The following is a 24,788-nucleotide window of genomic DNA, read 5'->3' as shown; positions in this document are numbered from 1 at the left end:
TCAGGGAATAAATGAGGAAACTTCCACATTGTCGATCAGCCTGGTCCTGCCAAGCCAGGCGGCAGCGAGGAGGCGGCCATCGCTGTCACGCCGCCAGGGGGAAAGGGTCAGGCTCTCGCGCGCGGCGACATAGTCGACGCGGTCGAAGCCTGCCTTGAGAAGCGCGGTAGCGGCCTTGGCGGTCACGCTGCTTTCGTCGGTGCCGGCCGCAAGTGCTGCCGCCGCCCGGCGCAAGATGACGTTGAGCTGGCGTGCGACACTGAGCTCGGCGGCGCCGAGATAGGCATTGCGCGACGACATTGCGAGGCCGTGCGCGTCGCGCACGGTTGGCGCGCCGACAATGTCCACCGGCAGGTCGAGGTCCCTGCAGAGTTTTCGGACGACGCAAAGCTGCTGGTAGTCCTTTTCGCCAAAAATGGCGCGGTCGGGCAGGGCTTGCAGAAACAACTTCGCCACGACGGTGGCGACGCCCTCGAAGAAGGTCGGCCTGAAATCCGATTCGAGGCCTGAAGATGGGCCGCCGACAGAAATCTTCGTGGCGAAGCCCGCCGGGTACATTTCGGAAACGGTCGGCGTGAAGGCCAGATGGGCGCCGGCCTGCGTCAGCCGATCGAGGTCGCGGGCCAACTGGCGCGGATATTTGTCGAGGTCTTCGGTGGGGGCGAACTGGGCAGGATTGACGAAGATCGAGACGATGCAGCGATCGGCCGTCGAGAGCGCGGCCCTGACCAGCGAGATATGGCCGTCATGCAGCGCGCCCATGGTCGGCACCATGGCAATGCTCAGGCCGTCGCGCCGCCAGTCGCGGATCGCGGCGCGCAGGGCAAGCACAGTGTCGACGACGACAGGCTGGTTCATGCGTTGTCCTTGCCCGTTTTGGCTGAAAAGACATGGCCGGGTCCGGGAAAGCTGCGACTGCGCACCTCTGCCGCATAGCGCGCGGCGGCGTCGGCGACCACGCTGCGCAAATCGGCGTATTCCTTGACGAATTTCGGAACCCGGTCGACCGTCAGGCCGATCATGTCGTCGATGACCAGGATCTGGCCGTCGCAATCTCTGCTGGCGCCGATGCCGATGGTCGGAATGGCGATGCGCCGGGTCAGGTCGGCGGCAACGGTCTCGACCGTGCCCTCGATGACAAGTGAAAATGCGCCGGCCTTCTCAACCGCATCGGCGTCGCGCATCAGGGCTGCGACATTCTCCGGTGTGCGGCCCTTGATCTTGTAGCCGCCGTCCTTTTCGACCGATTGTGGCTGCAGACCGATATGGCCCATCACCGGAATGCCGGACGCGACGATTGCCGCGATCTGACCGGCCACGTCAACGCCGCCTTCCAGCTTCACCGCCTGGCAGCCGGTTTCCTCAACGATGCGGCGCGCCGAGGCAACGGCTTGCGCGACTGACGTCTCGTAGCTGCCGGCCGGCATGTCGACCACCACGCAGGCCTTTGCCGAGCCGCGCATCACGGCCTGGCCATGGGCGATCATCATCTCCAATGAGGCGCCGAGCGTGGTCTTGTGGCCGTGCAGCACCATGGCAACACTGTCGCCGACCAGGAGAAGGTCGACATGGTCGTCGAGCAGGCGGGCGACGGGATAGGTGTAAGCGGTCAGACAGACAATCGGCACGCCGCCCTTGTGGGCGCGAATCGTGTCCGCGCTGATCCTGGCGACGGCTGGGGCCATTTCCTCACCTCCCGGCCGGCGTTGACCAGCGCCGGGCGATGAGAGCTTTAGGAACACGCAGCCGGCTTGGCAAGTGTGCCGTTCGCAGGTGCGAAATGGATCGACCGATGCTTATGCTTTCGGCATGCCGTCAGTGCCGCAGTCGCCGCAAAACCCTTGCCTTCGCGATGACCTGACGCCATAAGCAGGGAAGCAGGCACCGCCGCGCGCGCCGCGAGGATTTTTGATGAAAACCTTCCTTACGCAGTTTTTCACCTGGTGGAACAGCCAGACGCTGGGAACGCGTTTCCACACCTGGCGCCACGGCAGCAAGGTCGGCCAGGATGCAACCGGCAATGTCTACTATGAGGGCGGCGTCGATTCGGAAGGCCGCACCCGCCGCTGGGTCATCTACGCCAACTATTCGGAAGCCTCGGCGATCCCTCCGGGCTGGCACGGCTGGATCCATCACCGCGTCGATGTCGCACCGCCGAGCGACGACTATCGCCCGCGCGAATGGGAAAAGGCGCATGAGCCGAACCTCACGGGAACACCGGCCGCCTATCGCCCGAAGGGTTCCGTGCTGACCAATCAGCACCGTCCACAGGTGACGGGCGATTATGATGCGTGGACGCCTGGTTCTTGACCGCCGGGCGGTCTTTTGTCGCCACAATTGGCGTTTAGCTGCTTGATGGTATGACAACGGCGAATAGCCTTGGGCGTGACAGAATCACCCGGGCCCAAACCACCGGTATCTCCGCATGAACATTTTCAGCCTGACATCGATGGCCGGACTGACGGCGCTTGCCGCTGTTGCCATGTGCCCGCCAGCGTTTGCGGCGGCACAGGAGCCTGCCGCGGCCCCGGCAATCGCCGATCGCATCACCAACCCGGTCGCCGAATTCGCCGGCATCGACAAGATCACCGGCCGCATCATCACCTTCGACGTCTATATCGATGAAACCGTGCAGTTCGGCGCTTTGCAGGTGACGCCGCGCATTTGCTATTCGCGGCCGGAAAACGAAGAACCGAAGACCGATTCCTTCGTCGAGGTCGACGAGATCACGCTGGACCGCAAGATCCGCCGCATCTTCACCGGCTGGATGTTCGCCGAAAGCCCCGGCCTCAACGCCGTCGAGCACGCCGTCTATGACGTCTGGCTGGAGGGCTGCAAGCAGAAGTCGGACGTGCCGCCGCCCGACGCGGCCGAGGCAGAGACCCCTAAGGTCGATACCTCCAAGCCGAAGCCCGCCGCGGCCCCGGCTGTGGAACAGCCCGATCCCACCGAGCCAGACGCGACCGACACCAACTGATCCTCCGGAACCGTCATGGCCACCATGCGTTGGTCCATGGACGATCGCGCATTTATGCGCTTGGAGGATTCTCTGATGTCAGACAGCAAGCGGATTACTGCCAGCAAGAACGACCTGCTCGAGCTCGAAAAGGGGTTCTGGACGGGCGACGAAGCTTACTACGCCGCCAATGCCGACACAGAATGCCTTGTAGCGTTCCCGAAGATGGCAAAGGCGATGGACAATGCCGATCTCGCCAAGACCGCAACCAAGCCCAACCGTTGGCGCGATCTGCAGATCGACCTCAAAGGCATCATCGAGCCCGGCAGCGATATCATCATGCTGACTTACGAGGCTCATGCGACACGCGAAAACGGCGAACCCTACGCAGCGCTGGTCAGCACCGGCTATGTCCACCGGGTCAACGGCTGGAAGATGATGTTCCATTCGCAGACACCGATGGATGCTGCTGCGAAAAGCTGATCAGGCTCGGCAGCAGCCTCTCCGGTCAAGGATAAAAAACCGCTTCGCCCTTCAGCGCGTCGGCCAGCATCTTCTCGTATTTGCCACGCGGCACGTCGACCGCGCCGAAACGCTTGAGGTGTTCGGTGGTGAATTGTGTGTCGAGCAGCGCGAAGCCACGTGCCTTCAGCCGCTCGACCAGATGATAGAGGCAGGTCTTGGAGGCGTCCGTTTCCCGGGCGAACATGCTTTCACCGAAGAACACCCGGCCGAGCGAGACGCCATAGAGGCCGCCGACCAGCCGTTCCTCCCGCCAGGCCTCGACCGAATGGCAATGCCCGAGACGATGCAGCTCGACATAGGCTTCGCGGATCGGCGCGTTGATCCAGGTCGAGCGGCGCTCCTCGCGCTTTTCGGCGCAGCCGTCGATCGTCGCCTCGAAATCGAAGTCGAAGCGGATATCGAACGGGTGCTTGCGGATCGTCTTCTTCAGGCTCTTCGGCGTGTGAAAACCATCGAGCGGGATGATGCCGCGCGTCTCCGGCCGGACCCAGAACACTTCCGGGTCGGAAGCGCTCTCGGCCATCGGGAAGACGCCCGAGGCATAGGCCTTGAGCAATAGGTCGGTCGGGATGCGATAGCCGGGCGCGTAGGGGCGGGTCATCGCGTCTTTGTGCTATTCCTCTTTGGCCAGATACTTTTCCAGCCAGTGGATGTCGTAGTCGCCATTGGCGATGTCGGCATTGCCGACGAGGTCGCGAAACAGCGGCAGCGTCGTCTTGATGCCGTCGACGACGAATTCGTCGAGCGCCCGGCGCAGCCGCATCATGCACTCGACGCGGTTGCGGCCATGCACAATCAGCTTGCCGATCAGGCTGTCGTAATAGGGTGGGATCTTGTAGCCGGAATAGACACCGGAATCGACGCGAATGCCGAGGCCGCCAGGCGTGTGGAAATGCGTGATCGTGCCGGGCGAAGGCGTGAAGGTGCGCGGATCCTCGGCATTGATGCGGCATTCGATGGCATGGCCGTTGAACTTGATGTCTTCCTGGCGCACCGAAAGCCCTCCGCCGGAGGCGACGCGGATCTGCTCATGCACGAGATCGATGCCGGTGATGGCTTCCGTCACCGGATGCTCGACCTGCAGGCGCGTGTTCATCTCGATGAAGTAGAACTCGCCGTTCTCATAAAGGAACTCGATGGTGCCGGCGCCGGAATAGCCGAGGTCGGCGATCGCCTTGGCGCAGATACCGCCGATGCGGGCGCGCTCCTCGGCGTTGAGGGCCGGCGAGGGCGCCTCTTCCCAGACTTTCTGGTGACGGCGCTGCAGCGAACAGTCGCGCTCGCCGAAATGCACGCCGCGGCCGGCGCCGTCGCCGAACACCTGCACCTCGATGTGGCGCGGCTTCTCCAGGTATTTCTCGATGTAGACGGCATCGTCACCGAAGGCGGCACCGGCTTCCGTGCTCGCTGTCTGCAGGGCGATCTCAAGGTCGGCCTCGGTAAGAGCGACCTTCATGCCGCGCCCGCCACCGCCCGCCGATGCCTTGATGATCACGGGATAGCCGATCTCGGCGGCAATGCGCCTGGCTTCCTTCTGATCGGTGACCGCGCCGTCGGAACCGGGCACCACCGGGATGCCCAGCCGCTTTGCGGTGCGCTTGGCCTCGATCTTGTCGCCCATGATGCGGATATGGTCACCGGACGGGCCGATGAAGGTGATGTTATGGGCGGCCAGGATGTCGGCGAACTTGGCGTTCTCCGACAGGAAGCCATAGCCCGGATGCACGGCGTCGGCGCCGGTGATCTCGCAGGCGGCGACGATCTGGTGGATGTTGAGATAGCTGTCGCGCGACGGCGGCGGGCCGATGCACACGCTCTCGTCGGCAAGCCTGACATGCATGGCGTCCGCATCGGCGGTCGAATGCACCACCACGGTCTGGATACCGAGTTCCTTGCAGGCGCGCAGCACCCGAAGCGCGATTTCGCCGCGATTGGCGATGAGGATCTTCTGGAACATCCGGTCCGCTCTACTCGATCACGACGAGCGGCATGCCGTATTCGACCGGCTGGCCGTCCTCGAACAGGATCGCCGTCACCGTGCCGGCGCGCGGCGAAGGGATCTGGTTCATCGTCTTCATCGCCTCGATGATCAGCAGCGTCTGGCCTTCCTTGACCTTCGTGCCGACCTCGATGAAAGCCTTGGCGTCGGGCGAGGGGGCGAGATAGGCGGTTCCGACCATCGGCGAGGGGACCGCGTTCTTCGACGGATCGGCCGCCGCTGGTGCGGCACCAGCACTTGCTGCGGGCTGCGCTGCCGGCGCATAGCCTGCTTGAGGGGCGGCAATGGCGTGGACGGCGGCCGGCGCCTGGCGCGATACGCGCACCTTCAGGTCGCCGAGCTCGACCTCAATCTCGGTGAGGTTGGTGTCGTTCAGTATGCCCGCCAGATCGCGGATCAGTTGCTGGTCAACACCGGTCTTCTTTATCGACATTTTCGAGCCTTCTGTTTGTTGGCCGGTCACAGGCGTGCCGCCAGCGCCTGCAGCGCCAGCGAGTAGCCAAGCGGCCCGAACCCGCAGATCATGCCGACAGCGACCGGCGCGACCATGGAGACGTGGCGGAATGGTTCCCGCGCGTGGATGTTGGAGAGGTGAACTTCGGCGACGGGTAGCGGCGCGATGGCGCGGATGGCGTCGTGAATGGCGATCGAGGTGTGGCTGTAGGCACCCGGATTGATGACGATGCCGGCAGCCTTGTCGCCGGCTTCCTGGATCCAGTCGACGAGGTCGCCCTCATGGTTCGACTGGCGAAAATCGATCTCGAGGCCAAGTGCGGCGCCCGCCTGCTTGCAGTCGTCGGCGATCGCGGCAAGCGTCTTGCCGCCATAAATGCCCGGCTCGCGCTTGCCAAGCGCGTTCAGGTTGGGACCGTTCAGGACGAAAATCGTTTTCAAAAATGCCGACCTTTTCCGGCGTCGGCCTCAAGCCGGCGCGCAGGGCCTTCTATAATGGGCATAGACGCCCGCGGAAAGAGCGCAAGTGCGATCTTTCACTGTCCACAACAGGCCGAAATGTGCCGGTGAGAGATAGGCTGGCACGCAAGATCAGAGCGCGGCTTTCGCCGCCTCGATCTTTTCGGCCAGCACTTCCTGGCCGAGCGCACCGAACACCACCTCGTTGCCGACCACATAGGATGGCGTTCCGGTGATGGCCAGCTTGTTGGCGAGGTCGAAGGTCTTGGAGAAGGCCTCGGTGATGGTCGGGTCCTTCATCTTCTCGCGCAACTGCGCCTCATCGGCGCCGAGCGACAGCGCCACCTTGATGGCCGCCGCCTCGGTAGCGCGGCCCTGGCCGCCGAGCAGCGCATTGTGGAACTCGCCGTACTTCTCAGGCTTCATCAGGTGGAAGGCCATCGAGACGACGCTGGCCTTCTGCGAATCCGGACCGAGGATCGGGAATTCCTTGAGCACGAAGCGCAGGTCCGGATCGGACTTTGTCAGTTCACGCATGTCCTCGATGGCGCGTTTGCAGAAGCCGCAATTGTAATCGTAGAACTCGACGATGGTGACCTTGCCCTTCGGATTGCCGACGACGCCGTCGAAGGACGAGTTGAAGATCTCATCCTTGGCCTTGGTGATGACGCCGAGGGCGGCGATCCGCTGCTCTTCCTTCTGCTTGGCCTCGAGCGCGTCTTGCACTTCAAGCAGAACCTCAGGGTTCTTCAGCAGATAGTCGCGGATGATGCCCTCGACCTCGGCACGGTCGATCTTGGTGTCCGAGGACGCTACCTGCACGATCTGCGCTGTATCGGCCTTGGCGGCCTGCGGGCTGCCGGCGACGAAGCCGAAAGCCAGCATGGCAAGAGCGGCCGCCACTCCCGTGCTGCCGAGCAGTATTGCCTTGTTCATCGTCTCATCCTCTTGCCGGTTCCGGTCTATCCTAGTCGCTACGGACGACTGAAAGGTTCACTTCTTGAGTTTGCCTGAAGGGTTGTAGTTTATAATGTCCTGCGCGCGAATCCAGCCGGGCTCGCCGCGCTTCAGGTCCTTTTGCGCGCGCATGGCAAAGATTTTCGCGTTCTTGTAGTCGCCGGAATAGAAGTGGCCCTCGGCGGTGGCAAGCTCCGCCGCCGGGATGTTGCCGAGTTCGCCATAGGCCTGGGCCAGATAGCGGTATCCGTCGCTGTTTTCCTTGTCACGGCCGAGACCATTGTTGATCTGCACCACCGCTTTCTTCAGCGAATCGGGCGTGCCCACAGCCATCAGCGCCTGGCCGAGGGAAACCGGCAACAGGCCGGACTTCACCGGATCGAGGCTGACCGCCTTGGCATAGGCATCCGCGGCATCCTTCGGCTTGTTGGCCTTCATCAGGATGTCGCCGCGCAATTCCTGGAAATAGGGGTTCTTCGGCTGTTCCTTGATCAGGGCGTTGGTCTTGGTCAGTGCCGCGCCCAGATTGCCGTAGAGATAGCCCATCTGCGCTTCGCCATAGCGCGATGCAAGGCTGCCCGGATTCTTGCGCATCAGCCGCGTGGCCGCGGCCTGGCCGCCCATATAGGCGGCGATCTTGATGCGCATCATGTCGTGGCGCTCTTGCAGCGCCGGCGGATCGACCTTGCCGACATTGGGGCTCTGCTTGACCAGCACTTCAAGATTGGCGATGCGCTCCTGCGGCATGGGATGGCTGATCCGGTAGGGATCGACCTGCGTGCCGGACAGGGACAGCGCGTTCTGGAAGCGGGCGAAGGTCTTCAGCATGCCCATGCCGGACTGGCCGGTGGCATTGAGATAAGTGATGGCCGCGCGGTCGGCGGTCGACTCTTCGGTTCGCTGGTAGGCGAGAATGCTGCGCTGCGCCATCTCACCGCCGCCGGCGGCGACACCCATGCCGGCGCCGGCTAGGCCGCGGCTGTTGGTGGTGGCACCGGCAACGATGGCGCCGGCGCCGAGCAGCGTGGCGATGATGGCCATCGTCTTGGCGCGCTCGAGCTGGTCGCGCAATTTCTGCTGATGGCCGCCGGCGATGTGACCGGCCTCGTGGGCGATGACGCCGATGATCTCGTTGGGCGTTTCGGCCTGCATCAGCGCGCCGGTGTTGATGAACAGCCGGCGCCCGGTGACGAAGGCGTTAAAACTCTGATCGTTGACCAGGACGATATCGACGCCGTCATTGGCAAGGCCGGCCGCCTTGAAGATCGGCCGCGCATAGTCGCGCACCAGCGCCTCGATCTCGGCATCGCGCACCACGGGCACACCTTGCGCAAAGGCGGTGACCGAGCCGGAGACTGCGACGGCGGCGGCAAGCAAAAGCGTCGCGAACCCGCGCGCGGTCTTCCCGATGGAAGATTTGGAAATCGTCGATTTGGGTCGGCTCAACATGAGGTCCACTGGTAAACGAGCGGGCGAATGATGAAAAGAGTCGGCACCGAAACTAGCTGAACTTGTGATCCCCACATCAATCGGGCATTTGTGCGGCGCTGCCACCCGGGTTGATGACCTGGAGCGGCGGGATCGGTCGGAAAGAGTGAGGTCAAATGGTTGTTTCGCTGTCGCGCCGCGGTGAAGTCGAGCCGTTTCACGCCATGGACATTCTGGCCGAGGCCAACCGGCTGAAGGCGACGGGCGTGTCTGTCGTGTCCATGGCCGTCGGCCAGCCGTCCGATCCGGCGCCGGTGGGGGTCAGGGAAGCAGCAACGAATGCGCTGAAGATCGGCCGCATCGGTTATACCGACACGCTCGGCCTGGCCGACCTGCGCAAGGCGATCGCGGGACACTATGGCGATCACTACGGGATCGATGTCGCGCCGAACCGGATTGCCGTGACGACGGGATCGTCGGCAGCCTTCAATCTGGCCTTCCTGGCGATGTTTGATCCGGGCGACCGCGTCGCCATCGCAGCGCCGGGCTATCCCGCCTATCGCAACATCATGGCGGCGCTCGGCATCGACATCGTCGAGATCGAGCTCGGGAGCGACGCCTATCTGCATGCCGACCATTTGAAATCGGTGCATCGCGAAAAACCGTTGAAAGGCGTGCTGTTCGCCAGTCCGGCCAATCCGACCGGCGCCGTCATTCCCGCCGATGAGCTCTCGGCGCTGGTGAGGACAGCCGAGGAACTCGGCATCGCGGTGATATCGGACGAAATCTATCACCGGCTGGCCTATGCCGCGCCCGACACCACGGCGCTGGCCTATGGCTCAGGCGTGACGGTCATCAATTCCTTCTCGAAATACTATTGCATGACCGGCTGGCGCATCGGCTGGATGGTGCTGCCGGAAGCCTTGGTGCGTCCAATCGAGCGCATCGCCCAAAGCCTCTACATCTCGCCGCCGGAGCTGTCGCAGATCGCGGCGATCGAAGCCTTCAAGGCGACAGAAGAGCTGGAAGCGGTGAAGGCGCGCTACGCCTGGAACCGCGAGTTGTTGATGCAGCGCCTGCCGGAGCTCGGATTTCCACTGGCAGCCCCCATGGACGGCGCCTTCTACGCCTTTTGCGATGTCACCCGGCATACCAATGACAGCATGGCCTTTGCGCGCAAAATGCTGGCCGAGGCGCATGTGGCGGCGACGCCCGGCCGCGATTTCGATCCGCTGGCCGGACACCGCACGATGCGCTTTTCCTATGCCGGCAGCCATGACGACATGGTCGAGGCGATGGCGCGCATCGAGCGCTGGCTGAAATAGCGGGGATGACAATGCCGGAACTCGAACAAGCGCTGGCCGAAGTTGCCACTGAGATGGCTGAGAGAACCGATCGCGGTGACGTCGCCACCTACATTCCGCAGCTCGGCAAGGTCGATCCGAAGAAATTCGGTATAGCGGCAGTGACCAATGACGGCCGCGTGCTGGTCGCCGGCGATTCCGACGAGGCGTTTTCGATCCAGAGCATTTCAAAGGTTTTCACGCTGACGCTGGCGCTCGGCAATGTCGGCGACGCGCTGTGGCAGCGGGTCGGGCGTGAGCCCTCGGGCAATCCGTTCAACTCGATCGTCCAGCTCGAGCATGAGAATGGCATTCCGCGCAATCCGTTCATCAATGCCGGCGCCATCGTCGTCTCCGACATCCTGCTTGCCGGCCACCAGCCGCGCGAAGCGATTGGCGAGATCCTGCGCTTCATCCAGTTCCTCGCCGACGATGAGACGATCATCATCGATCGCGAGGTCGCGGCGTCCGAACGCGCCACCGGCTACCGCAACTTCGCGCTCGCCAACTACATGAAATCCTTCGGTAATCTCAACCACGCGCCGGAACTTGCACTGGGCGTCTACTTCCACCATTGCGCCATCGCCATGAGTTGCCGGCAACTGGCGCTGGCCGGCCGCTTCCTCGCCAATGGCGGCAAGAACCCGGCGACCGGCCATTCCGTGGTGTCGGCCGAGCGCGCACGCCGCATCGGCGCCATGATGCTGACCTGCGGCCACTATGACGGCTCCGGCGATTTCGCTTTCCGCGTCGGCATTCCCGGCAAAAGCGGCGTCGGCGGCGGCATATTGGGAATCGTGCCGGGCGTAGCCTCGCTCGCCGTGTGGTCGCCGGGCTTGAACGCCAACGGCAATTCGAAGCTGGGGTCGATCGCCCTGGAAAAACTGGCGAGGATGATGAACTGGTCGATCTTCGCGCCGTAGGGATACCAAGGGGCCGAGCAGCCATGCAAGATCGGAATCGCTGGATATTGCATATCAAGGAGGTTCGGTCCCGCCATGGCGTGAGCCTTCTCGAGGCGCAGCGTATTGCCTTATCCGACCCTCATTGGCGACGCTGGGTAGAGCGCCAGATCAACACTGACGAAACCTGCCGGAAGCAGGCTCGCGCACATATAAGAGCTAATCACGATGCCTCCTTGGTTTACAAGGACGGCGAGGTGCTGAAACTCCGCTAGCGGGCGAAGCAACGAATTCATATTTCAGCGATGAGTGAAGCAAAAATCCCGCGCCGTCTTTCGAACGGCGCGGGATTTTTATTGGTCAGGTAATCAGTTCAACTGACTGAAAAGCTTAGAAAAAGCCCTTTCGCTGCCACCAGCCGGCACGCTTCGGCTTTTCCTCGGCCTTGGCCTCGTCGGCAACGCTGGAGGAAACCACCGGTACGACCGGGGTATCCGCCGCGACGGCCTTGCGCCGGGTCGGTCGAGCAGGCGCTTCCTCCTCGGAGGGAGCGACAGGCGCAGGCGTCTCCACCTTGGCCGGTGCGACTTCCTCGACCGGGGCAGTAGCTGGCACTTCGGCCACCGTCTCGGCGGAGACTTCGGCTACGGCCTTCTTCGCCCTCGAGGCGCGCTTCTTCTTCGGCTTTTCGGCTGGCGCGTCGTCGTTCGCCGCGGCGGGAGCCGCAGCCTCTTCAACCGCTACCGCCGCGACCGGCTCGCTTACCGCCGTTTCGGCTTCAGTGGCATCGGCCACCGAAACGTCAGCGGTTTCGCCTGCCTCGGCCTCAGTGCTTTCACCGTCTTCGCGGCGATTGCGCTTGCCACCGCGCTTGCCGCGCCGGCGCTTCTTGCCCTGGGCGTCATCCGACGCTTCCACGGTTTCGACGGCGCCAACCGGGGCTTCGTCGTGCGGTGCTGCATTGTCGTCGCCGGCCTTAGCGGCAAAGTCGTCGCTTGCGACAGAGGCCGAAGCGCCTTCCGCCGCGGGGCCATGCTCGCGATCGCCGTGTTCGCGGTCGCGATCCTTGCCGCCACGCCGCCTGCGGCGCTTGCGGCGCTTGCGGTCGCGGCCTTCGCCGTCCTCGGCCGATCTCGGCTGCTGCTGAGACTGCGGCTGCGCCTGGCGCGGCTGCTCGGCCTGCACCACAACCTCGTCTTCTTCCTCCTCGATGACGATTTCGTCCTCGGGCTCTTCCGGCTCGACATAGGCGGGAAGGCTGCGCTGCTCGACAAAGCCTTCCGGCTTTTCGGCAATGGCGCCGCGGAAGATCGCATAGTGCTGCACACCGACCGTGTCATCGGCTTCGATGGTGATGGTCAGGCCGAAGCGGCTTTCAAGTTCCACCAAGGTGCCGCGCTTGTGGTTGAGCACATAGAGCGCGGTTGCTGCCGGCGTCCGCACCGTGATGTGGCTGCGTGAATCCTTGAGCAGGAATTCCTCGATCGCCCGCACCACCATCAGCGCCACCGACGAGTCGGAGCGCACATGGCCGGTGCCGCCGCAATGCGGGCAGGGCTTCATGGTCGATTCCAGCACGCTGGCGCGGATGCGCTGGCGCGACATTTCCATCAGGCCGAAATGCGAGATGCGGCCGACCTGGATGCGCGCCCGGTCGTTCTTGAGGTGATCCTTCAGCCGCTTCTCGACGGAGCGGTTGTTGCGGTTCTCCTCCATGTCGATGAAGTCGATGACGATCAGGCCGGCGAGATCGCGCAGCCTCAACTGCCGAGCGACTTCTTCCGCTGCTTCAAGGTTGGTGTGGAGCGCGGTGTCTTCGATCGAGTGCTCCTTGGTGGAGCGGCCCGAATTGACGTCGATGGCGACCAGCGCTTCGGTCTGGTTGATGATGATGTAGCCGCCGCTCTTCAGCGTCACCTGCGGCTGCAGCATGCGGTCGAGCTGCGCCTCGATGCCGTTGCGCACGAAGATCGGCGTCGTGTCGCGGAACGGCTGAACCACCTTGGCGTGGCTCGGCATCAGCATGCGCATGAAGTCCTTGGCCTCGCGATAGCCTTCCTCGCCGGAGACAAGAATCTCGTCGATATCCTTGTTGTAGAGGTCGCGCACCGAGCGCTTGATCAGGCTGCCTTCCTCGTAAACGAGGGCAGGGGCGGTGGATTGCAGCGTCAGATTGCGGACGTTTTCCCAAAGCCGCATCAGATATTCGTAGTCGCGCTTGATCTCGGCCTTGGTGCGGCTCTCGCCGGCGGTGCGCAGGATGACGCCCATGCCCTGCGGCACTTCGAGATCGGCGACGACTTCCTTGAGGCGCTTGCGGTCGACCGCGCTGGTGATCTTGCGCGAAATGCCGCCGCCGCGCGCCGTGTTGGGCATCAGCACCGAATAGCGGCCGGCAAGCGACAGATAGGTGGTGAGAGCCGCGCCCTTGTTGCCGCGCTCTTCCTTGACCACCTGCACCAGCAGGATCTGCCGACGCTTGATGACTTCCTGGATCTTGTACTGGCGGCGCACCGGCTTGCGGCGGTTGCGCACTTCTTCCAGCGCATCCTCGGCGCCGACCGATTCGATTTCGTGGTCGTCGGGATGCGAGGACTGCACCTCTTCCAGCATGCCGCGATCATTGTCGCTGGAGGTGGCTTCGCCGCTGTGGTCGGCGGACGCGGCTTCGCTGCTTGCCTCGTTGGACGGCGCTTCGTCACCGGTCTCAACTGTTGGAACGGCTTCGGAGATCACATCGGCTTCGACGCTTGCCGCGATCGATGTCGGGCCGCCTTCGGACGGTTCGGTCTCGGACGTATCGGAGGTTTCGCTGTCGCCGTGCCCGGCGTGATCGTCATGTCCGGCAGTATCGGCCGCGGCATGTTCGGAAGCAGGCTCTTCGGCGACAGCCTCGCTGCCGGCATCGCCGTGTTCGCCGCCTTCATCATCGCTGCCGGCGTCGCGCTTGTGTTCGCCCCGCTCGCGGCCTTTGCCGCCGCGCCGACGGCCCCGCCGGCCGCGATCGCGGCTCTGGCGGTCGTCGCCGTCATTGTCCTCGTTCTCCTCGTCCTCGGCTTCCTGCGCTTCGGCGCGCAGCAAAGCCTGACGGTCGGCGACCGGGATCTGGTAATAGTCGGGGTGTATTTCACTGAAGGCGAGGAAACCGTGACGGTTGCCGCCATATTCGACAAAGGCTGCCTGAAGGGACGGTTCGACGCGCGTTACGCGGGCGAGATAGATGTTTCCTTTGAGCTGCTTCTTGTCCTGGGATTCAAAGTCGAATTCTTCGATACGGTTACCGCGGATAACGACAACGCGTGTTTCCTCCGGGTGGGAGGCGTCTATCAGCATTTTGTTGGGCATTATTTCGTTTCCCCCCGGCAGCCGCCAGCCGCAGCCTGCAAGGCAAAGCCCGCTGCTGCGTGTCTGTGATGTGGGTGCCGGATGTCTTGATGGTTGCTGGCCGCCGCTTGAGCGCCATGGCGGTGCCGCCCGCAGCCAAAATGGCGCGGTTTGATGCGGACCTTTCCATGATTGCGCTTGAAGCCATCGTCACCAGCAGAACCTTTTGAACCAAAGCCCGGACGAACCGGACCAGCTTGTTTGCTCATACAGAGCCGGCACGGGAACAAACCCGGCCGTTTTCCTCACGCAGGCGATTCCCCCGCCACGGGCGCACACCTGCGAAATTCGTCGCGATCACCTGAAGCCTTTTCGCTGGAAGCGAAAGGAGCCGCCTTTCATCTGACCTGTAGCAGGAAGCTGCGGGAGAAGCGGTTCCAGGATTGCAGTGATCCACCATCGCTTTTATGATTTGACGGGGTGGAAGGCAACCCCGATTTCGGATGCCGGCAAAAAGCAGTGCCGTAGGGGAAGCTCAGGCCTCAATCCTCAATGAAAAGGCTTGGTTAACCTTCTCTGGATACCAATCGTTAATCGAGTCTGCGACCTGACCGGCATTCCGACCAACCACGCGGGCGCAAGGCGCCAAACCGGGAGCGACTGCAAAGAGATGGGACTGGCGGGCACCACAGACAAGGGCCATGGCCGTGCAGGCCTTTTGCTGCGCGCTGCCGGTGTGCTTTTGTTGCTGGCGCTGTGCCTCGGTTTTGCGCCGTTTTCACGCGCGGCCGATGCGCCGCTCGGCGCCACCGCCTACAAGATGGCGGGCGACGCCACCAAGATGCGCATCGTCATCGATTTCGACCGCGAGCCCGATATCAAATGGTTCCTGCTGCGCGGCCCCAACCGGCTGGTCGTCGACCTGCCGCGCACACGATTCGCCATCAGCGCGAAGGACGCCAAGGCGCGCGGCCTGGTCAAAGCGGTCCGTTATGGCGATCAGGGCGAGGGATCGCGGCTGATCCTCACCGGCAAGGGGCCGTTCTCGGTCGACAAGCTCGACGTGCTCAAGAATGATGACGGAACCGGCTACCGCATCGCCATCGACATGTCGGCGGCCTCCGACCGTGAGTTCGATGAAGCGCTCGCGAACCAGGCGCTGACCACCGGCTCGACCGTCTCCACCGACAAGGGCGCCAGGGTCGGCACCGGGCCGATCTCCAATCCGGGTCATCGCTTTACCGTGGTCATCGATCCGGGCCACGGCGGCATTGATGGCGGCGCCGAAGGCCTCAACGGCACCATCGAGAAGAACGTCACGCTCGCCTTCGCCACCGAATTGCGCGACAAGCTCGCCGCCGTCGGCAACTACGACGTGTTCATGACGCGCGAGACCGACGAATTCCTGCGGCTCGATGACCGCGTGCGCATCGCTCGCCAGCACGAGGCCGACCTTTTGATCTCGATCCATGCCGATACGATCAGCGTCAAGGGTATCAGAGGGGCCACCGTCTACACCGTCTCCGACAAGGCATCCGACCCGGAAGCGCAGGCGCTGGCCGATCGCGAAAACCTATCCGACCAGTTCGCCGGCATGGTGATCAAGGACGACAACAAGGAAGTCACCGACATACTGATCGACCTGATCCGCCGCGAGACGCATAATTTCTCGATGAGCTTTGCCCACACGCTGGTCGGCCAGCTGTCCACCAGCGTCGGCCTGATCAACAATCCGCAGCGCTCGGCAGGCTTCAAGGTGCTGAAGGCGCCCGATGTGCCGTCGGTGCTGGTCGAACTCGGCTATCTCTCCAACGCCAAGGACGAGGCGCAGCTACTCGACGCCGACTGGCGCGGCAAGGCGGCGCAGAGCATCACCAACGCCGTCGCTTTGTTTGCCTCCGCCAAGATGGAAACGGGAACCGGAGGCTGAGGTGGCCGACGCCGCCTACAACCAGAGGCAGCGTTGCACGACGACAACACCGGACGCTTTTATTTCCGGTGGGGGATGCAGAAATCGGGCGCTGCCCCATTTTGTCCACATGGTGGCGACATGGGTTTTCCATCACGGATCGGGACCGTTGCGAAGGCTTGCGCGAAAGGCGGCTTCGTCTAGGAAATTCCCGAACCTCGGACTGGAGCGGGCATGATTCGTCTCATCGGCTATTTCTTTGGTATCGGCACGACGCTGGCGCTTCTGGTTGCCGCGGGCGTGGCGATATACATCAGCCATCTGGCGAAGGACCTGCCCGACTACGAAGTGCTGGCCAAATACGAGCCGCCGGTGACGACCCGCATCCATGCCTCCGACGGCTCGCTGATGGCAGAATATGCGCGCGAACGGCGGCTCTATCTGCCGATCCAGGCGGTTCCAGACCGGGTCAAGGCGGCGTTCCTGTCGGCCGAGGACAAGAATTTCTACAACCATCCCGGCATCGACATCACCGGGCTTGGCCGCGCCATCTACGTCAACCTGCAGAATGTGGGCTCGGGCAGGCGCCAGGTCGGCGCCTCGACCATCACCCAGCAGGTGGCAAAGAACTTCCTGCTGTCCTCGGACCAGACCTATGAGCGCAAGATCAAGGAGATGATCCTGGCCTTCCGCATCGAGCAGGCCTATTCGAAGGACCGCATCCTCGAGCTCTACCTCAACGAGATATTCTTCGGCTTCGGCGCCTATGGCGTGGCGGGCGCGGCGCTGACTTATTTCGACAAGTCGGTCAACGAACTCACCGTCGCGGAAGCCGCCTACCTGGCGTCGCTGCCGAAGGGGCCCAACAACTACCATCCCTTCAAGCACGCCGACCGCGCCATCGAGCGCCGCAACTGGGTCATCGACCAGATGGTCGAGAATGGCTATGTGACGCGCGAGGAAGGCGACAAGGCCAAGGCCGAGCCGCTCGGCGTGACGCCGCGCCGCAACGGCTCCTATCTGTTTGCGGGCGAGTATTTCACCGAGGAAGTGCGCCGCCAGATCATCTCACGCTATGGCGAGAACGCGCTCTATGAGGGCGGCCTGTCGGTGCGCACGACGCTCGATCCGAAGATCCAGCTCATCGCCCGCAAGTCGATGCAGAACGGCTTGCTCAAATACGATACGCTGCGCGGCTATCGCGGACCGGTGACGCATATCGACGCTTCCGGTGACTGGGGCGTGGCGCTGGGCGCCGTCAAGGGGCTGGAAGACGTGCCGGAATGGTCGCTTGCCGTCGTGCTCGACAGCTCGGAGACCGGCCTTTCCATCGGCCTGCAGCCGACGCGGCAGATTTCAGGCGAAATCGCCAAGGAACGCGTCGAAGGCACCGTCAGCAAGGAAGACATGAGCTTTGCCATGCGCCATGTGGTCGACGGCAAGACGGTCAAAGCCAAGTCGCCAGCCGACGTGCTGCAGCCGGGCGATGTCATCTTCGTGCAGAAAAACGAAGGTTCGGAAGGCGCCTACACCTTGCGCCAGGTGCCGGAAGTGGAGGGCGGCCTGATCGMCATGGATCCACATACCGGCCGCGTGCTGGCCATGGTCGGCGGCTTCTCCTATGCGCAGTCGGAATTCAATCGCGCCACGCAGGCGATGCGCCAGCCCGGATCGTCGTTCAAGCCGATCGTCTATTCAGCTGCGCTCGACAATGGCTATACGCCGGCCTCGGTGATCATGGACGGGCCGATCACCATCCAGAGCGGCAACACGACCTGGACGCCGAAGAACTATGACGGCACGGTGGCCGGTCCCGCGACGTTGCGCTCCGGCATCGAAAAGTCGCGCAACCTTATGACGGTGCGGCTGGCCAACGACATGGGCATGAAGCTGGTGGTGGAATATGCCGAGCGCTTCGGCGTCTACGACCATCTGGCGCCGTACCTGCCGATGGCGCTGGGTTCCGGCGAGACGACCGTGATGCGCATGGTGTCGGCCTATTCGATCATGGCCAATGGCGGCAAGTCGATCAAACCGTCGCTTATCGACCGCATTCAGGACCGCTACGGCAAGACGGTGTTCAAGCAGGATGAGCGCGGCTGCGAAGGCTGCAATGCGACCGAATGGAACAACCAACCCGAACCGGAACTGGTCGACAATTCCGAGCAGGTGCTCGACCCGATGACCGCCTACCAGATCACCTCGATGATGGAAGGCGTCGTCCAGCGCGGCACCGGCGCCACCATCGCCGAACTTGGCCGTCACATTGCCGGCAAGACCGGCACGACCAATGATGAGAAGGACGCCTGGTTCATCGGCTATACGCCGAACCTCGTCGTCGGCCTCTATATGGGCTACGACACGCCGAAAGGGCTTGGCAAGGGCGCGACCGGTGGTGGCCTGGCGGCGCCTATCTTCAAGGACTTCATGCGTGTGGCGCTGGACGGCACGCCCAATGTCGACTTCAAGGTGCCGGAAGGCATGAACCTGGTCGCCATCAACCGCAAGACCGGCATGCGTGCCGCGTCGGGCGATCCCGGCACCATCATCGAAGCCTTCAAGCCCGGCACCGGCCCCGCCGACAGCTATTGGGTGATCGGCATGGGCGCCGACGGCTCCAATGGCGCCGGCGGACCGCTGTCGCCGCAGGCGACGGAAGCCATCCAGGCGCCTGGCGGCGGCCTTTACTGACATCATGTGAATTTGAAAATGGGCCGGCTTGTTGAGCCGGCCCATTTCGCTTTACAGGCGGCGGTGCCGTGCCTATGTATCGCGCCGACCCAAGCGCCATTTCAAAAACAGGACAGAACAACCAGCCATGCGCGCGGAAACGCAGAACATTGTCGATGAGATCAGGCAGGCGATAACCCTGCTGAGGAGGCATCTTTGACTGGGATCAGGCCATAAAGCGGCTTGAATACCTGAATGTGCGGGCCGAGGACGCCAGCCTCTGGAACGAACCGCTGGAAGCGCAAAAGCTGATGCGCGAGCGCCAGGGCCTCGAAGAAGGCATCGCGGCGGTCAAGGGCCTGACCCAGGCGCTGGAAGACAATATCGGCCTGATCGAGCTTGGCGAGGAAGAGGGCGACGAAAGCGTCGTCGCCGAGGCCGAAGCCGCCATCCGCTCGATGCAGGGCGAGGCCAAGGCCCGCCAGGTCGAGACGCTGCTGTCGGGTGAAGCCGACGCCAACGACACCTATCTGGAAGTCCACGCCGGCGCCGGCGGCACCGAGAGCCAGGACTGGGCCTCGATGCTTCTGCGCATGTATACGCGCTGGGCCGAACGCCGCCGCTTCAAGGTCGAAGTGCTGGAAGTCCATGACGGCGAAGAGGCCGGCATCAAGTCCGCTACGCTCTTGATCAAGGGTCACAATGCCTATGGCTGGTTGAAGACCGAATCGGGCGTCCACCGCCTGGTGCGCATTTCGCCCTATGACAGCAATGCGCGCCGCCATACGTCCTTCTCCAGCATCTGGGTCTATCCGGTCGTCGATGACAGGATCGAGATCGATGTTTCGGAATCCGACGTGCGTATCGACACCTACCGTTCGTCCGGTTCGGGCGGCCAGCACGTCAACACGACCGACTCGGCCGTCCGCATTACCCATATCGCCACCGGCATTGCGGTCGCCTGCCAGGCAGAGCGCTCGCAGCACAAGAACAAGGCGAAGGCCTGGGAAATGCTGCGCTCGCGCCTCTACGAGGAAGAGCTGAAGAAGCGTGAAGCGGTGGCCAACGCCACCGAGGCGTCGAAGAGCGACATCGGCTGGGGCCACCAGATCCGCTCCTATGTGCTGCAGCCCTACCAGTTGGTGAAGGACCTGCGCACCGGCGTCGAGAGCACCAGCCCGTCGAGCGTGCTCGACGGCGATCTCGACGACTTCATGGAAGCCTCGCTGTCGCAGCGCATCGAAGGTGGTGCTGGCGAAGCGGTGGTCGACCTCGATTAAGTCATGCAGGCTCAGGCGGGATCGGCCGGCATGAGGCGTTTCGGCCGGGCCTGAGCATATCCTTGGGCGGGGAGCGAAGGAGGAACCATGGTTCGCAAGCTCACCGGCAAATGCTTTTGCGGCGCGGTCCATTATGAGGTGGCGGACGAATTCGTCTATGCCGCGAACTGTCATTGTTCGAACTGCCGGCGCACCACAGGGTCGGCCTTCAAGCCGTTCGCCGGCATCGAGCGCGGCAAGTTCGCCCTTGCCGAGGGGCATCACGGCCTCATCCATTTCGGCGACGACAGCGGCCACGATGCGCATTGCAGCCGCTGCGGCTCGTTGCTGTATTCGCTGGTCCGCGACGGCGCCTATGTCCATGTCGCCATGGGCACGCTGGTCGACGATCCGACGATCCGGCCGACCGCGCATATTTTCGTCGGCTCCAAGGCGCCGTGGTTCACCATCGCCGACGACCTGCCGCAATATGAAGGGCACGCCTCCGACGGCTAACGCCTCTTGGGTTACCCCGTTAACCATTCGTTAACCAAGCCGGCGCACCCTTTTGGACGGCAGATGTCGGCGCGCGGGGTGCGGCACTGTAGGACCTATGCACTTCTTGCGCCGACCAAGGAATCAGCCCAGCATCTCGGGCTGAGGGGTGAAAAAGCATTTATGGCCGGGCGCGGCATATCTGCGAGCTGACGATTCGGCCACTGGGAAGACACGTTCCAAGAACGGGCAAGCAAATGCTTGATGCTCGCTTGAAAGGAACGTTTCCATGTCTGCTGCCATAGTCCGATCGGCCAGAGCCGTTCAACCGGCTGGCCGACTTCTGTTTTCCCTGTTCGTGATCGGCGCGATCGCGGTGCTGACCGCACCCGCCTTCGCGCATGACGCCAAGCCGACGGCTGCGAAACCGCAAGGCTGGAGTTATCCCTTCGCCTGCTGCGCCAACTATGACTGCCGCACCACCCATACGGGCGAGGTGCTGGAAAAGCCCGAGGGCTATGTCATCGCCGGAACGGGCGAGGTCGTTCCGATGAGCGACAAGCGCGTCAAGGATAGCCCGGACGGCGATTTCCACTGGTGTGCGCACCAGGCCGGTCTCGACGCCGGCAAGACGATCTGCCTGTTCGTGCCGCCGCGATCCTACTGACTTCTGTCGACAAAGTTCATCGGAAGGTAGGCCATAGTTCTACAAGCTTTCTTGCTGAGAAGGCTGGCACGTGACGTGGGGGCCATCCATGACGCTGGCAGCGCTTCTCAGTATTAGGTGTTTCTGTGCTTGCGTCAGACGGACGCAACGACTGCTGATGCGAAGTCGCGATATTGGCGCAGCGGGCGGCCCAGAAGTGCCGTCAGGCGCTCGACGTCGCCGACCTCGGGCAGCATCCCTTCGGTGAAGAAGCGCTCGCCCATCAGGCGCATGTCGTAGGCCATCCAGGCGGGCAGGAACTGCTTGAGATTTTGCTCAAAGCCCTCCGTATTGTCGCCGCTGTAGCTGATCGGGCGGGCAAGCACGTCTGACCAGATTGCGGCAATATCCATCCCGGTCAGTGTCTGCGGACCGACGAGATTGATCCGGTCGAGCGCGAGCGGCTCCGCGGACTGTTCGCGGCGCAGCAGTTCAAGGGCGGCGATCTCGGCGATGTCACGGGCGTCGATCATGGCGAGACCCTTGGCACCGATCGGCATTGGGTAGGTGCCGTAGCCGGTGATGATGTCTTCGATCGTCAGATCGTTCTGGATGAAGTAGGCCGGGCGCAAGATCGTAGCCTTGAGGTCCATCTGCTCGATCATTCGCTCGACGCCGAACTTGCCTGCGAAATGCGGCACGTTCACATAGACGTCAGCGTGGATCACCGACAGATAGACGATGCGCTCGATGCCGGCCGATCGGGCGATGTTCAGCGCGATCAAAGCCTGGGTGAATTCATCCGGTACCACGGCGTTCAGGAGGAACAGCGTGGAAACCCCGGACATGGCTTTGCGCAGCGAGTCGACATCGAGAAAGTCGCCTTGCACGACGGATACGCCTGCCGGGAAGCTGGCCTTGGACGGATCGCGGACGAGAGCACGGACATCGGCGCCGCGCTTGGCGAGGTGTTCGACGACTTGGCGGCCAATATTGCCCGTGGCGCCGGTAACGAGAATGGTCATGAAATTTCTCCAGTGAGGTTGGTTGACAGGGCCAATATGTGTGGCTCACAAAGAGTCCAGTAGACGGAAATTTTAGACACATCGTCTCACTGGCGGGACACTCATGGATCTTCTTGCCCTCACCGATTTCAATCTCGTTGCCCGCCATGGTGGCTTCGGCAAAGCGGCAAGGGCCACTGGTCGTCCCAAGGCAACGCTGTCCCGGCGCGTTGGAGAATTGGAAAGCAGTCTTGAGTTGCGCCTGTTTGAACGGGGTGCGCGTAACCTGAAGCTCACCGAGGAAGGACGGGCGCTCTTCGAGCGGACGGGGGCGTTGCTCGCCGAACTGGACGAGACAGCTTCGGCGATTGCCTCGGGCGGTCAGAGGCCCAAGGGCAGATTACGGATCAGCGCACCTTTACATTTTTCGCAGACCGCAATGGGGAGGATCGCTGCAGGTTTTTCCCTCAAATATCCGGAGGTGAAGCTTGAAGTGACGACTGAGGACCGGCCTGTCGACATGATCGAGGAAGGCTACGATCTGGTAATCCGAGTCAATCCAGATCCCGACGAAAGCCTGGTCGGACGAGCATTTCTTCGCGACCGCCTGGTCGTTGTAGCCAGCCCCGAACTTCCCTTCCCGACCGGCGGGCTCGCCGCTCCTGGCGTTGCGCGCGGTGCAGGCGAGCAGCAAACATGGCACGTGAAGACACAAGGTGGCCGGTCAACAATTAGAATCGAGCCTGTTCTCGTTTTGTCAACGCTCATCATGGTCCGGGATGCGGTGCGAGCCGGCGTCGGCGCAGGACGGCTTCCCATTTCGTTGGTGGCCCACGACTTGGCTGACGGCACACTGGTGAATTGGGGGGATATTGACGGCCCCGAGATTTCTCTATGGACGCTCTACCCATCTCGGCGGCTGCTCAGCGCGCGCGTGTCGGCGTTCCTGGATTTTCTAAAACAGGCCTTCCCCAATGGGACGCCGGACGAACTCGCCGCCTACATTGGCAGGTGATGACAGCCCCGCTTCAGCCAGAGCGGCGCTCGGCTTGATCGATCAGAGCCTGCTGACAGACAGTTGTCAGGAGCCCTCCTTTATGGTGCCTTTGCCGCATAGGGCGGGCAACGGAGAGGAAGCTTCATGACCATCAAGGCCAGCTGTCACTGCAAGGCGACGACATTCGAGGTTTCGCAGGCGCCCGAGACAGTAACGCAATGCACCTGCTCGTTCTGCTCCAAGCGCGGCTCGCTATGGGCCTACTACGTTCCGTCGCAATTCAAGCTCACCAGCCCGGCCAAGAACGTCTCCGTCTATCAATGGGGATCGAAGACCGTCAAACACGGATTTTGCGCCATTTGCGGCTGCGGCACCTTCACCGAAACGCCGGACTGGTCGACCGGCGAACCAGACTTCGACAACCCCAAGATCTCAGTCAATTCGCGGCTGTTCGACGATTTCGACCTCGACAAGGTCGAGGTAGTCGTCATCGACGGCAAGAACCTCTGGTAGGCCGACGCCAGAGACGCCAGAAGAGTGGCGCAAGCGGGGAAAAGCCGCTTTCGCCGTTCCGCTTTTCGCCGTATTTCATGCTACAAGACCCGTGGAAGGGCTGATATGCGCGGGCCGCAAAGGCCGCGGTTTGGAGAGGGACGTTATCTCATGAAAAAGACTGTGCTCGTCGCCGTTGCGACGGCTGTGCTGGTGAGTGCCTGCACGACCACTGATCCATATACCGGCGATCAGAAAATTTCCAACACCGCGGCCGGCGCCGGCCTTGGCGCACTGGCGGGTGCGGGCCTCGGCCTGCTTGCCGGCGGCAATGACCGCCGCAACGCGCTGATCGGCGCGGGTATCGGCGCGCTCGCCGGCGGCGCCATTGGCGCCACGATGGACCAGAACGAGGCTGAACTGCGCCGCCAGCTGCAGGGCACCGGCGTCAGCGTCACCCGCACCGGCGACCAGATCATCCTCAACATGCCGTCCGATATCACCTTCAACGTCGACCAGGATGCAGTGAAGCCCGGCTTCTACCAGGTGCTGAATTCGGTGGCGCTGGTGCTGAACAAGTTCCGCCAGACCACGGTCGACGTGTTCGGCCACACCGATTCGACCGGTGGCGACGAGCACAATTTCGATCTGTCGCAGCGCCGTGCATTGGCGGTCGCCAACTACCTGTCGGGACAGGGCGTCGATTCGCGCCGCTTCGCCGTCACCGGCTTCGGCAAGACCCGCCCGATCGCCTCCAACGCGACCTCGGCCGGCCGCGCGCAGAACCGGCGCGTCGAGATCCAGCTTTCGCCGCTCACCTGATCAGGTCGGCATCGACATGCGAAGGCGGCCCCGCAAGGGGCCGTTTTCATTTTGGCTCCTGTGATCCGCCAAAAGATCTAAAGCATTAGAGTTTTCTAATAATCGCTTTGCGTGCACCTTGGAAAGGATTAGCATCGGCGCCGTTCCA

At 62.8% G+C, this 24,788-nt stretch carries 23 protein-coding genes; 13 read left to right on the top strand and 10 right to left on the bottom strand.

Going from position 1 to position 24,788, the window contains the following annotated elements; translation table 11 throughout:
* On the bottom strand, positions 1 to 858 hold the full coding sequence (gene panC / locus AC1DYC_RS07355) for a pantoate--beta-alanine ligase (protein ID WP_477405076.1): 858 nt from the start codon (positions 856 to 858) through the stop codon (positions 1 to 3).
* Positions 855 to 1,685, bottom strand: coding sequence for a 3-methyl-2-oxobutanoate hydroxymethyltransferase (gene panB / locus AC1DYC_RS07350; protein ID WP_477405074.1), 831 nt, complete (start codon positions 1,683 to 1,685; stop codon positions 855 to 857). Before panB ends, panC begins: the two co-directional genes overlap by 4 nt.
* 226 nt (positions 1,686 to 1,911) lie before the next feature.
* On the opposite strand from panB, the gene AC1DYC_RS07345 reads away from it, so the two are divergent.
* The 3 genes from AC1DYC_RS07345 to AC1DYC_RS07335 all read left to right on the top strand — a co-directional run bounded on the left by AC1DYC_RS07345 (position 1,912) and on the right by AC1DYC_RS07335 (position 3,439).
* Complete coding sequence (locus AC1DYC_RS07345) at positions 1,912 to 2,310, top strand: NADH:ubiquinone oxidoreductase subunit NDUFA12 (RefSeq protein ID WP_112564327.1); 399 nt, start codon at positions 1,912 to 1,914, stop codon at positions 2,308 to 2,310.
* Between the two features lie 115 nt (positions 2,311 to 2,425).
* A complete protein-coding gene (locus AC1DYC_RS07340) occupies positions 2,426 to 2,977 on the top strand; it encodes a DUF2155 domain-containing protein (protein ID WP_477405072.1) in 552 nt (183 codons plus the stop codon).
* Between the two features lie 75 nt (positions 2,978 to 3,052).
* Entirely contained in the window at positions 3,053 to 3,439 is a 387-nt protein-coding gene (locus AC1DYC_RS07335) for a hypothetical protein (protein WP_477405070.1), read from the top strand.
* Between the two features lie 25 nt (positions 3,440 to 3,464).
* On the opposite strand, the gene aat is transcribed toward AC1DYC_RS07335, so the two are convergent.
* The 6 genes from aat to AC1DYC_RS07305 form a co-directional block, all read right to left on the bottom strand.
* Positions 3,465 to 4,082, bottom strand: coding sequence for a leucyl/phenylalanyl-tRNA--protein transferase (aat, locus tag AC1DYC_RS07330; protein ID WP_477267686.1), 618 nt, complete (start codon positions 4,080 to 4,082; stop codon positions 3,465 to 3,467).
* Between the two features lie 12 nt (positions 4,083 to 4,094).
* A complete protein-coding gene (accC, locus tag AC1DYC_RS07325; protein ID WP_112392211.1) occupies positions 4,095 to 5,438 on the bottom strand; it encodes an acetyl-CoA carboxylase biotin carboxylase subunit in 1,344 nt (447 codons plus the stop codon).
* Between the two features lie 10 nt (positions 5,439 to 5,448).
* Complete coding sequence (gene accB / locus AC1DYC_RS07320; protein WP_477405068.1) at positions 5,449 to 5,913, bottom strand: acetyl-CoA carboxylase biotin carboxyl carrier protein; 465 nt, start codon at positions 5,911 to 5,913, stop codon at positions 5,449 to 5,451.
* Between the two features lie 26 nt (positions 5,914 to 5,939).
* Positions 5,940 to 6,374: a type II 3-dehydroquinate dehydratase gene (gene aroQ / locus AC1DYC_RS07315; RefSeq protein ID WP_112564337.1), complete on the bottom strand. Its 435-nt coding sequence runs from the start codon at positions 6,372 to 6,374 to the stop codon at positions 5,940 to 5,942.
* A 150-nt stretch (positions 6,375 to 6,524) separates the two neighbouring features.
* Positions 6,525 to 7,328 (bottom strand): DsbA family protein, encoded by an 804-nt coding sequence (locus AC1DYC_RS07310; RefSeq protein ID WP_477405066.1) that lies wholly within the window; start codon positions 7,326 to 7,328, stop codon positions 6,525 to 6,527.
* A 57-nt stretch (positions 7,329 to 7,385) separates the two neighbouring features.
* Positions 7,386 to 8,798 (bottom strand): M48 family metalloprotease, encoded by a 1,413-nt coding sequence (locus AC1DYC_RS07305; RefSeq protein ID WP_477306296.1) that lies wholly within the window; start codon positions 8,796 to 8,798, stop codon positions 7,386 to 7,388.
* 155 nt (positions 8,799 to 8,953) lie between these two features.
* Here AC1DYC_RS07305 and AC1DYC_RS07300 point away from each other — a divergent pair, with 155 nt between their 5' ends.
* A complete protein-coding gene (locus tag AC1DYC_RS07300) occupies positions 8,954 to 10,102 on the top strand; it encodes a pyridoxal phosphate-dependent aminotransferase (protein ID WP_477405064.1) in 1,149 nt (382 codons plus the stop codon).
* An 11-nt stretch (positions 10,103 to 10,113) separates the two neighbouring features.
* Positions 10,114 to 11,043: a glutaminase gene (locus tag AC1DYC_RS07295; RefSeq protein ID WP_477405062.1), complete on the top strand. Its 930-nt coding sequence runs from the start codon at positions 10,114 to 10,116 to the stop codon at positions 11,041 to 11,043.
* Positions 11,044 to 11,412: 369 nt separating this feature from the next.
* On the opposite strand, the gene AC1DYC_RS07290 is transcribed toward AC1DYC_RS07295, so the two are convergent.
* Positions 11,413 to 14,367 carry an Rne/Rng family ribonuclease gene (locus AC1DYC_RS07290; protein WP_477405060.1) on the bottom strand — a complete coding sequence of 985 codons (2,955 nt, stop codon included), beginning with the start codon at positions 14,365 to 14,367 and terminating at the stop codon, positions 11,413 to 11,415.
* Between the two features lie 649 nt (positions 14,368 to 15,016).
* Between AC1DYC_RS07290 and AC1DYC_RS07285 the strand changes: the two genes are divergently transcribed.
* The 5 genes from AC1DYC_RS07285 to AC1DYC_RS07265 all read left to right on the top strand — a co-directional run bounded on the left by AC1DYC_RS07285 (position 15,017) and on the right by AC1DYC_RS07265 (position 21,346).
* The gene (locus AC1DYC_RS07285) at positions 15,017 to 16,276 is read left to right on the top strand and encodes an N-acetylmuramoyl-L-alanine amidase (protein WP_477405058.1); all 1,260 of its coding nucleotides are present in this window, start codon (positions 15,017 to 15,019) and stop codon (positions 16,274 to 16,276) included.
* 213 nt (positions 16,277 to 16,489) lie between these two features.
* The gene (locus AC1DYC_RS07280; protein WP_477405056.1) at positions 16,490 to 18,946 is read left to right on the top strand and encodes a penicillin-binding protein 1A; all 2,457 of its coding nucleotides are present in this window, start codon (positions 16,490 to 16,492) and stop codon (positions 18,944 to 18,946) included.
* Between the two features lie 127 nt (positions 18,947 to 19,073).
* Positions 19,074 to 20,205, top strand: a protein-coding gene (gene prfB, locus AC1DYC_RS07275) for a peptide chain release factor 2 (RefSeq protein ID WP_477405054.1) whose coding sequence is annotated in 2 segments (ribosomal slippage) — positions 19,074 to 19,139 and positions 19,141 to 20,205 — 1,131 coding nt in all. Because the reading frame shifts where the segments join, the coding sequence is not laid out codon by codon here.
* Between the two features lie 87 nt (positions 20,206 to 20,292).
* Positions 20,293 to 20,700, top strand: coding sequence for a GFA family protein (locus AC1DYC_RS07270; RefSeq protein WP_477405052.1), 408 nt, complete (start codon positions 20,293 to 20,295; stop codon positions 20,698 to 20,700).
* 268 nt (positions 20,701 to 20,968) lie between these two features.
* Positions 20,969 to 21,346: a hypothetical protein gene (locus AC1DYC_RS07265; RefSeq protein ID WP_477405050.1), complete on the top strand. Its 378-nt coding sequence runs from the start codon at positions 20,969 to 20,971 to the stop codon at positions 21,344 to 21,346.
* A gap of 134 nt (positions 21,347 to 21,480) precedes the next feature.
* On the opposite strand, the gene AC1DYC_RS07260 is transcribed toward AC1DYC_RS07265, so the two are convergent.
* Positions 21,481 to 22,350: an NmrA/HSCARG family protein gene (locus AC1DYC_RS07260; protein WP_477405048.1), complete on the bottom strand. Its 870-nt coding sequence runs from the start codon at positions 22,348 to 22,350 to the stop codon at positions 21,481 to 21,483.
* A gap of 103 nt (positions 22,351 to 22,453) precedes the next feature.
* Here AC1DYC_RS07260 and AC1DYC_RS07255 point away from each other — a divergent pair, with 103 nt between their 5' ends.
* The 3 genes from AC1DYC_RS07255 (at position 22,454) to AC1DYC_RS07245 (ending at position 24,640) form a co-directional block, all read left to right on the top strand.
* Positions 22,454 to 23,344 (top strand): LysR family transcriptional regulator, encoded by an 891-nt coding sequence (locus AC1DYC_RS07255; RefSeq protein WP_477405046.1) that lies wholly within the window; start codon positions 22,454 to 22,456, stop codon positions 23,342 to 23,344.
* A 126-nt stretch (positions 23,345 to 23,470) separates the two neighbouring features.
* Complete coding sequence (locus AC1DYC_RS07250) at positions 23,471 to 23,839, top strand: GFA family protein (RefSeq protein ID WP_477405044.1); 369 nt, start codon at positions 23,471 to 23,473, stop codon at positions 23,837 to 23,839.
* Positions 23,840 to 23,989: 150 nt separating this feature from the next.
* Complete coding sequence (locus tag AC1DYC_RS07245; protein ID WP_477281424.1) at positions 23,990 to 24,640, top strand: YiaD family glycine zipper/OmpA-like lipoprotein; 651 nt, start codon at positions 23,990 to 23,992, stop codon at positions 24,638 to 24,640.
* Positions 24,641 to 24,788: the final 148 nt, after the last annotated feature.

This window comes from Mesorhizobium sp. P2_E7, from assembly GCF_056403855.1.
Note: the sequence above shows the minus strand (reverse complement) of the source record. Positions and strands in the feature narration are given on the sequence as shown.

Excerpts from the sequence above, each read along its gene's own strand:
- panC (WP_477405076.1), bottom strand. The coding sequence starts at position 858 with ATGAACCAGCCTGTCGTCGTCGACACTGTGCTTGCCCTGCGCGCCGCG.
- panB (WP_477405074.1), bottom strand. The coding sequence starts at position 1,685 with ATGGCCCCAGCCGTCGCCAGGATCAGCGCGGACACGATTCGCGCCCAC.
- AC1DYC_RS07345 (WP_112564327.1), top strand. The coding sequence starts at position 1,912 with ATGAAAACCTTCCTTACGCAGTTTTTCACCTGGTGGAACAGCCAGACG.
- AC1DYC_RS07340 (WP_477405072.1), top strand. The coding sequence starts at position 2,426 with ATGAACATTTTCAGCCTGACATCGATGGCCGGACTGACGGCGCTTGCC.
- AC1DYC_RS07335 (WP_477405070.1), top strand. The coding sequence starts at position 3,053 with ATGTCAGACAGCAAGCGGATTACTGCCAGCAAGAACGACCTGCTCGAG.
- aat (WP_477267686.1), bottom strand. The coding sequence starts at position 4,082 with ATGACCCGCCCCTACGCGCCCGGCTATCGCATCCCGACCGACCTATTG.
- accC (WP_112392211.1), bottom strand. The coding sequence starts at position 5,438 with ATGTTCCAGAAGATCCTCATCGCCAATCGCGGCGAAATCGCGCTTCGG.
- accB (WP_477405068.1), bottom strand. The coding sequence starts at position 5,913 with ATGTCGATAAAGAAGACCGGTGTTGACCAGCAACTGATCCGCGATCTG.
- AC1DYC_RS07310 (WP_477405066.1), bottom strand. The coding sequence starts at position 7,328 with ATGAACAAGGCAATACTGCTCGGCAGCACGGGAGTGGCGGCCGCTCTT.
- AC1DYC_RS07305 (WP_477306296.1), bottom strand. The coding sequence starts at position 8,798 with ATGTTGAGCCGACCCAAATCGACGATTTCCAAATCTTCCATCGGGAAG.
- AC1DYC_RS07300 (WP_477405064.1), top strand. The coding sequence starts at position 8,954 with ATGGTTGTTTCGCTGTCGCGCCGCGGTGAAGTCGAGCCGTTTCACGCC.
- AC1DYC_RS07295 (WP_477405062.1), top strand. The coding sequence starts at position 10,114 with ATGCCGGAACTCGAACAAGCGCTGGCCGAAGTTGCCACTGAGATGGCT.
- AC1DYC_RS07290 (WP_477405060.1), bottom strand. The coding sequence starts at position 14,367 with ATGCCCAACAAAATGCTGATAGACGCCTCCCACCCGGAGGAAACACGC.
- AC1DYC_RS07285 (WP_477405058.1), top strand. The coding sequence starts at position 15,017 with ATGGGACTGGCGGGCACCACAGACAAGGGCCATGGCCGTGCAGGCCTT.
- AC1DYC_RS07270 (WP_477405052.1), top strand. The coding sequence starts at position 20,293 with ATGGTTCGCAAGCTCACCGGCAAATGCTTTTGCGGCGCGGTCCATTAT.
- AC1DYC_RS07265 (WP_477405050.1), top strand. The coding sequence starts at position 20,969 with ATGTCTGCTGCCATAGTCCGATCGGCCAGAGCCGTTCAACCGGCTGGC.
- AC1DYC_RS07260 (WP_477405048.1), bottom strand. The coding sequence starts at position 22,350 with ATGACCATTCTCGTTACCGGCGCCACGGGCAATATTGGCCGCCAAGTC.
- AC1DYC_RS07255 (WP_477405046.1), top strand. The coding sequence starts at position 22,454 with ATGGATCTTCTTGCCCTCACCGATTTCAATCTCGTTGCCCGCCATGGT.
- AC1DYC_RS07250 (WP_477405044.1), top strand. The coding sequence starts at position 23,471 with ATGACCATCAAGGCCAGCTGTCACTGCAAGGCGACGACATTCGAGGTT.
- AC1DYC_RS07245 (WP_477281424.1), top strand. The coding sequence starts at position 23,990 with ATGAAAAAGACTGTGCTCGTCGCCGTTGCGACGGCTGTGCTGGTGAGT.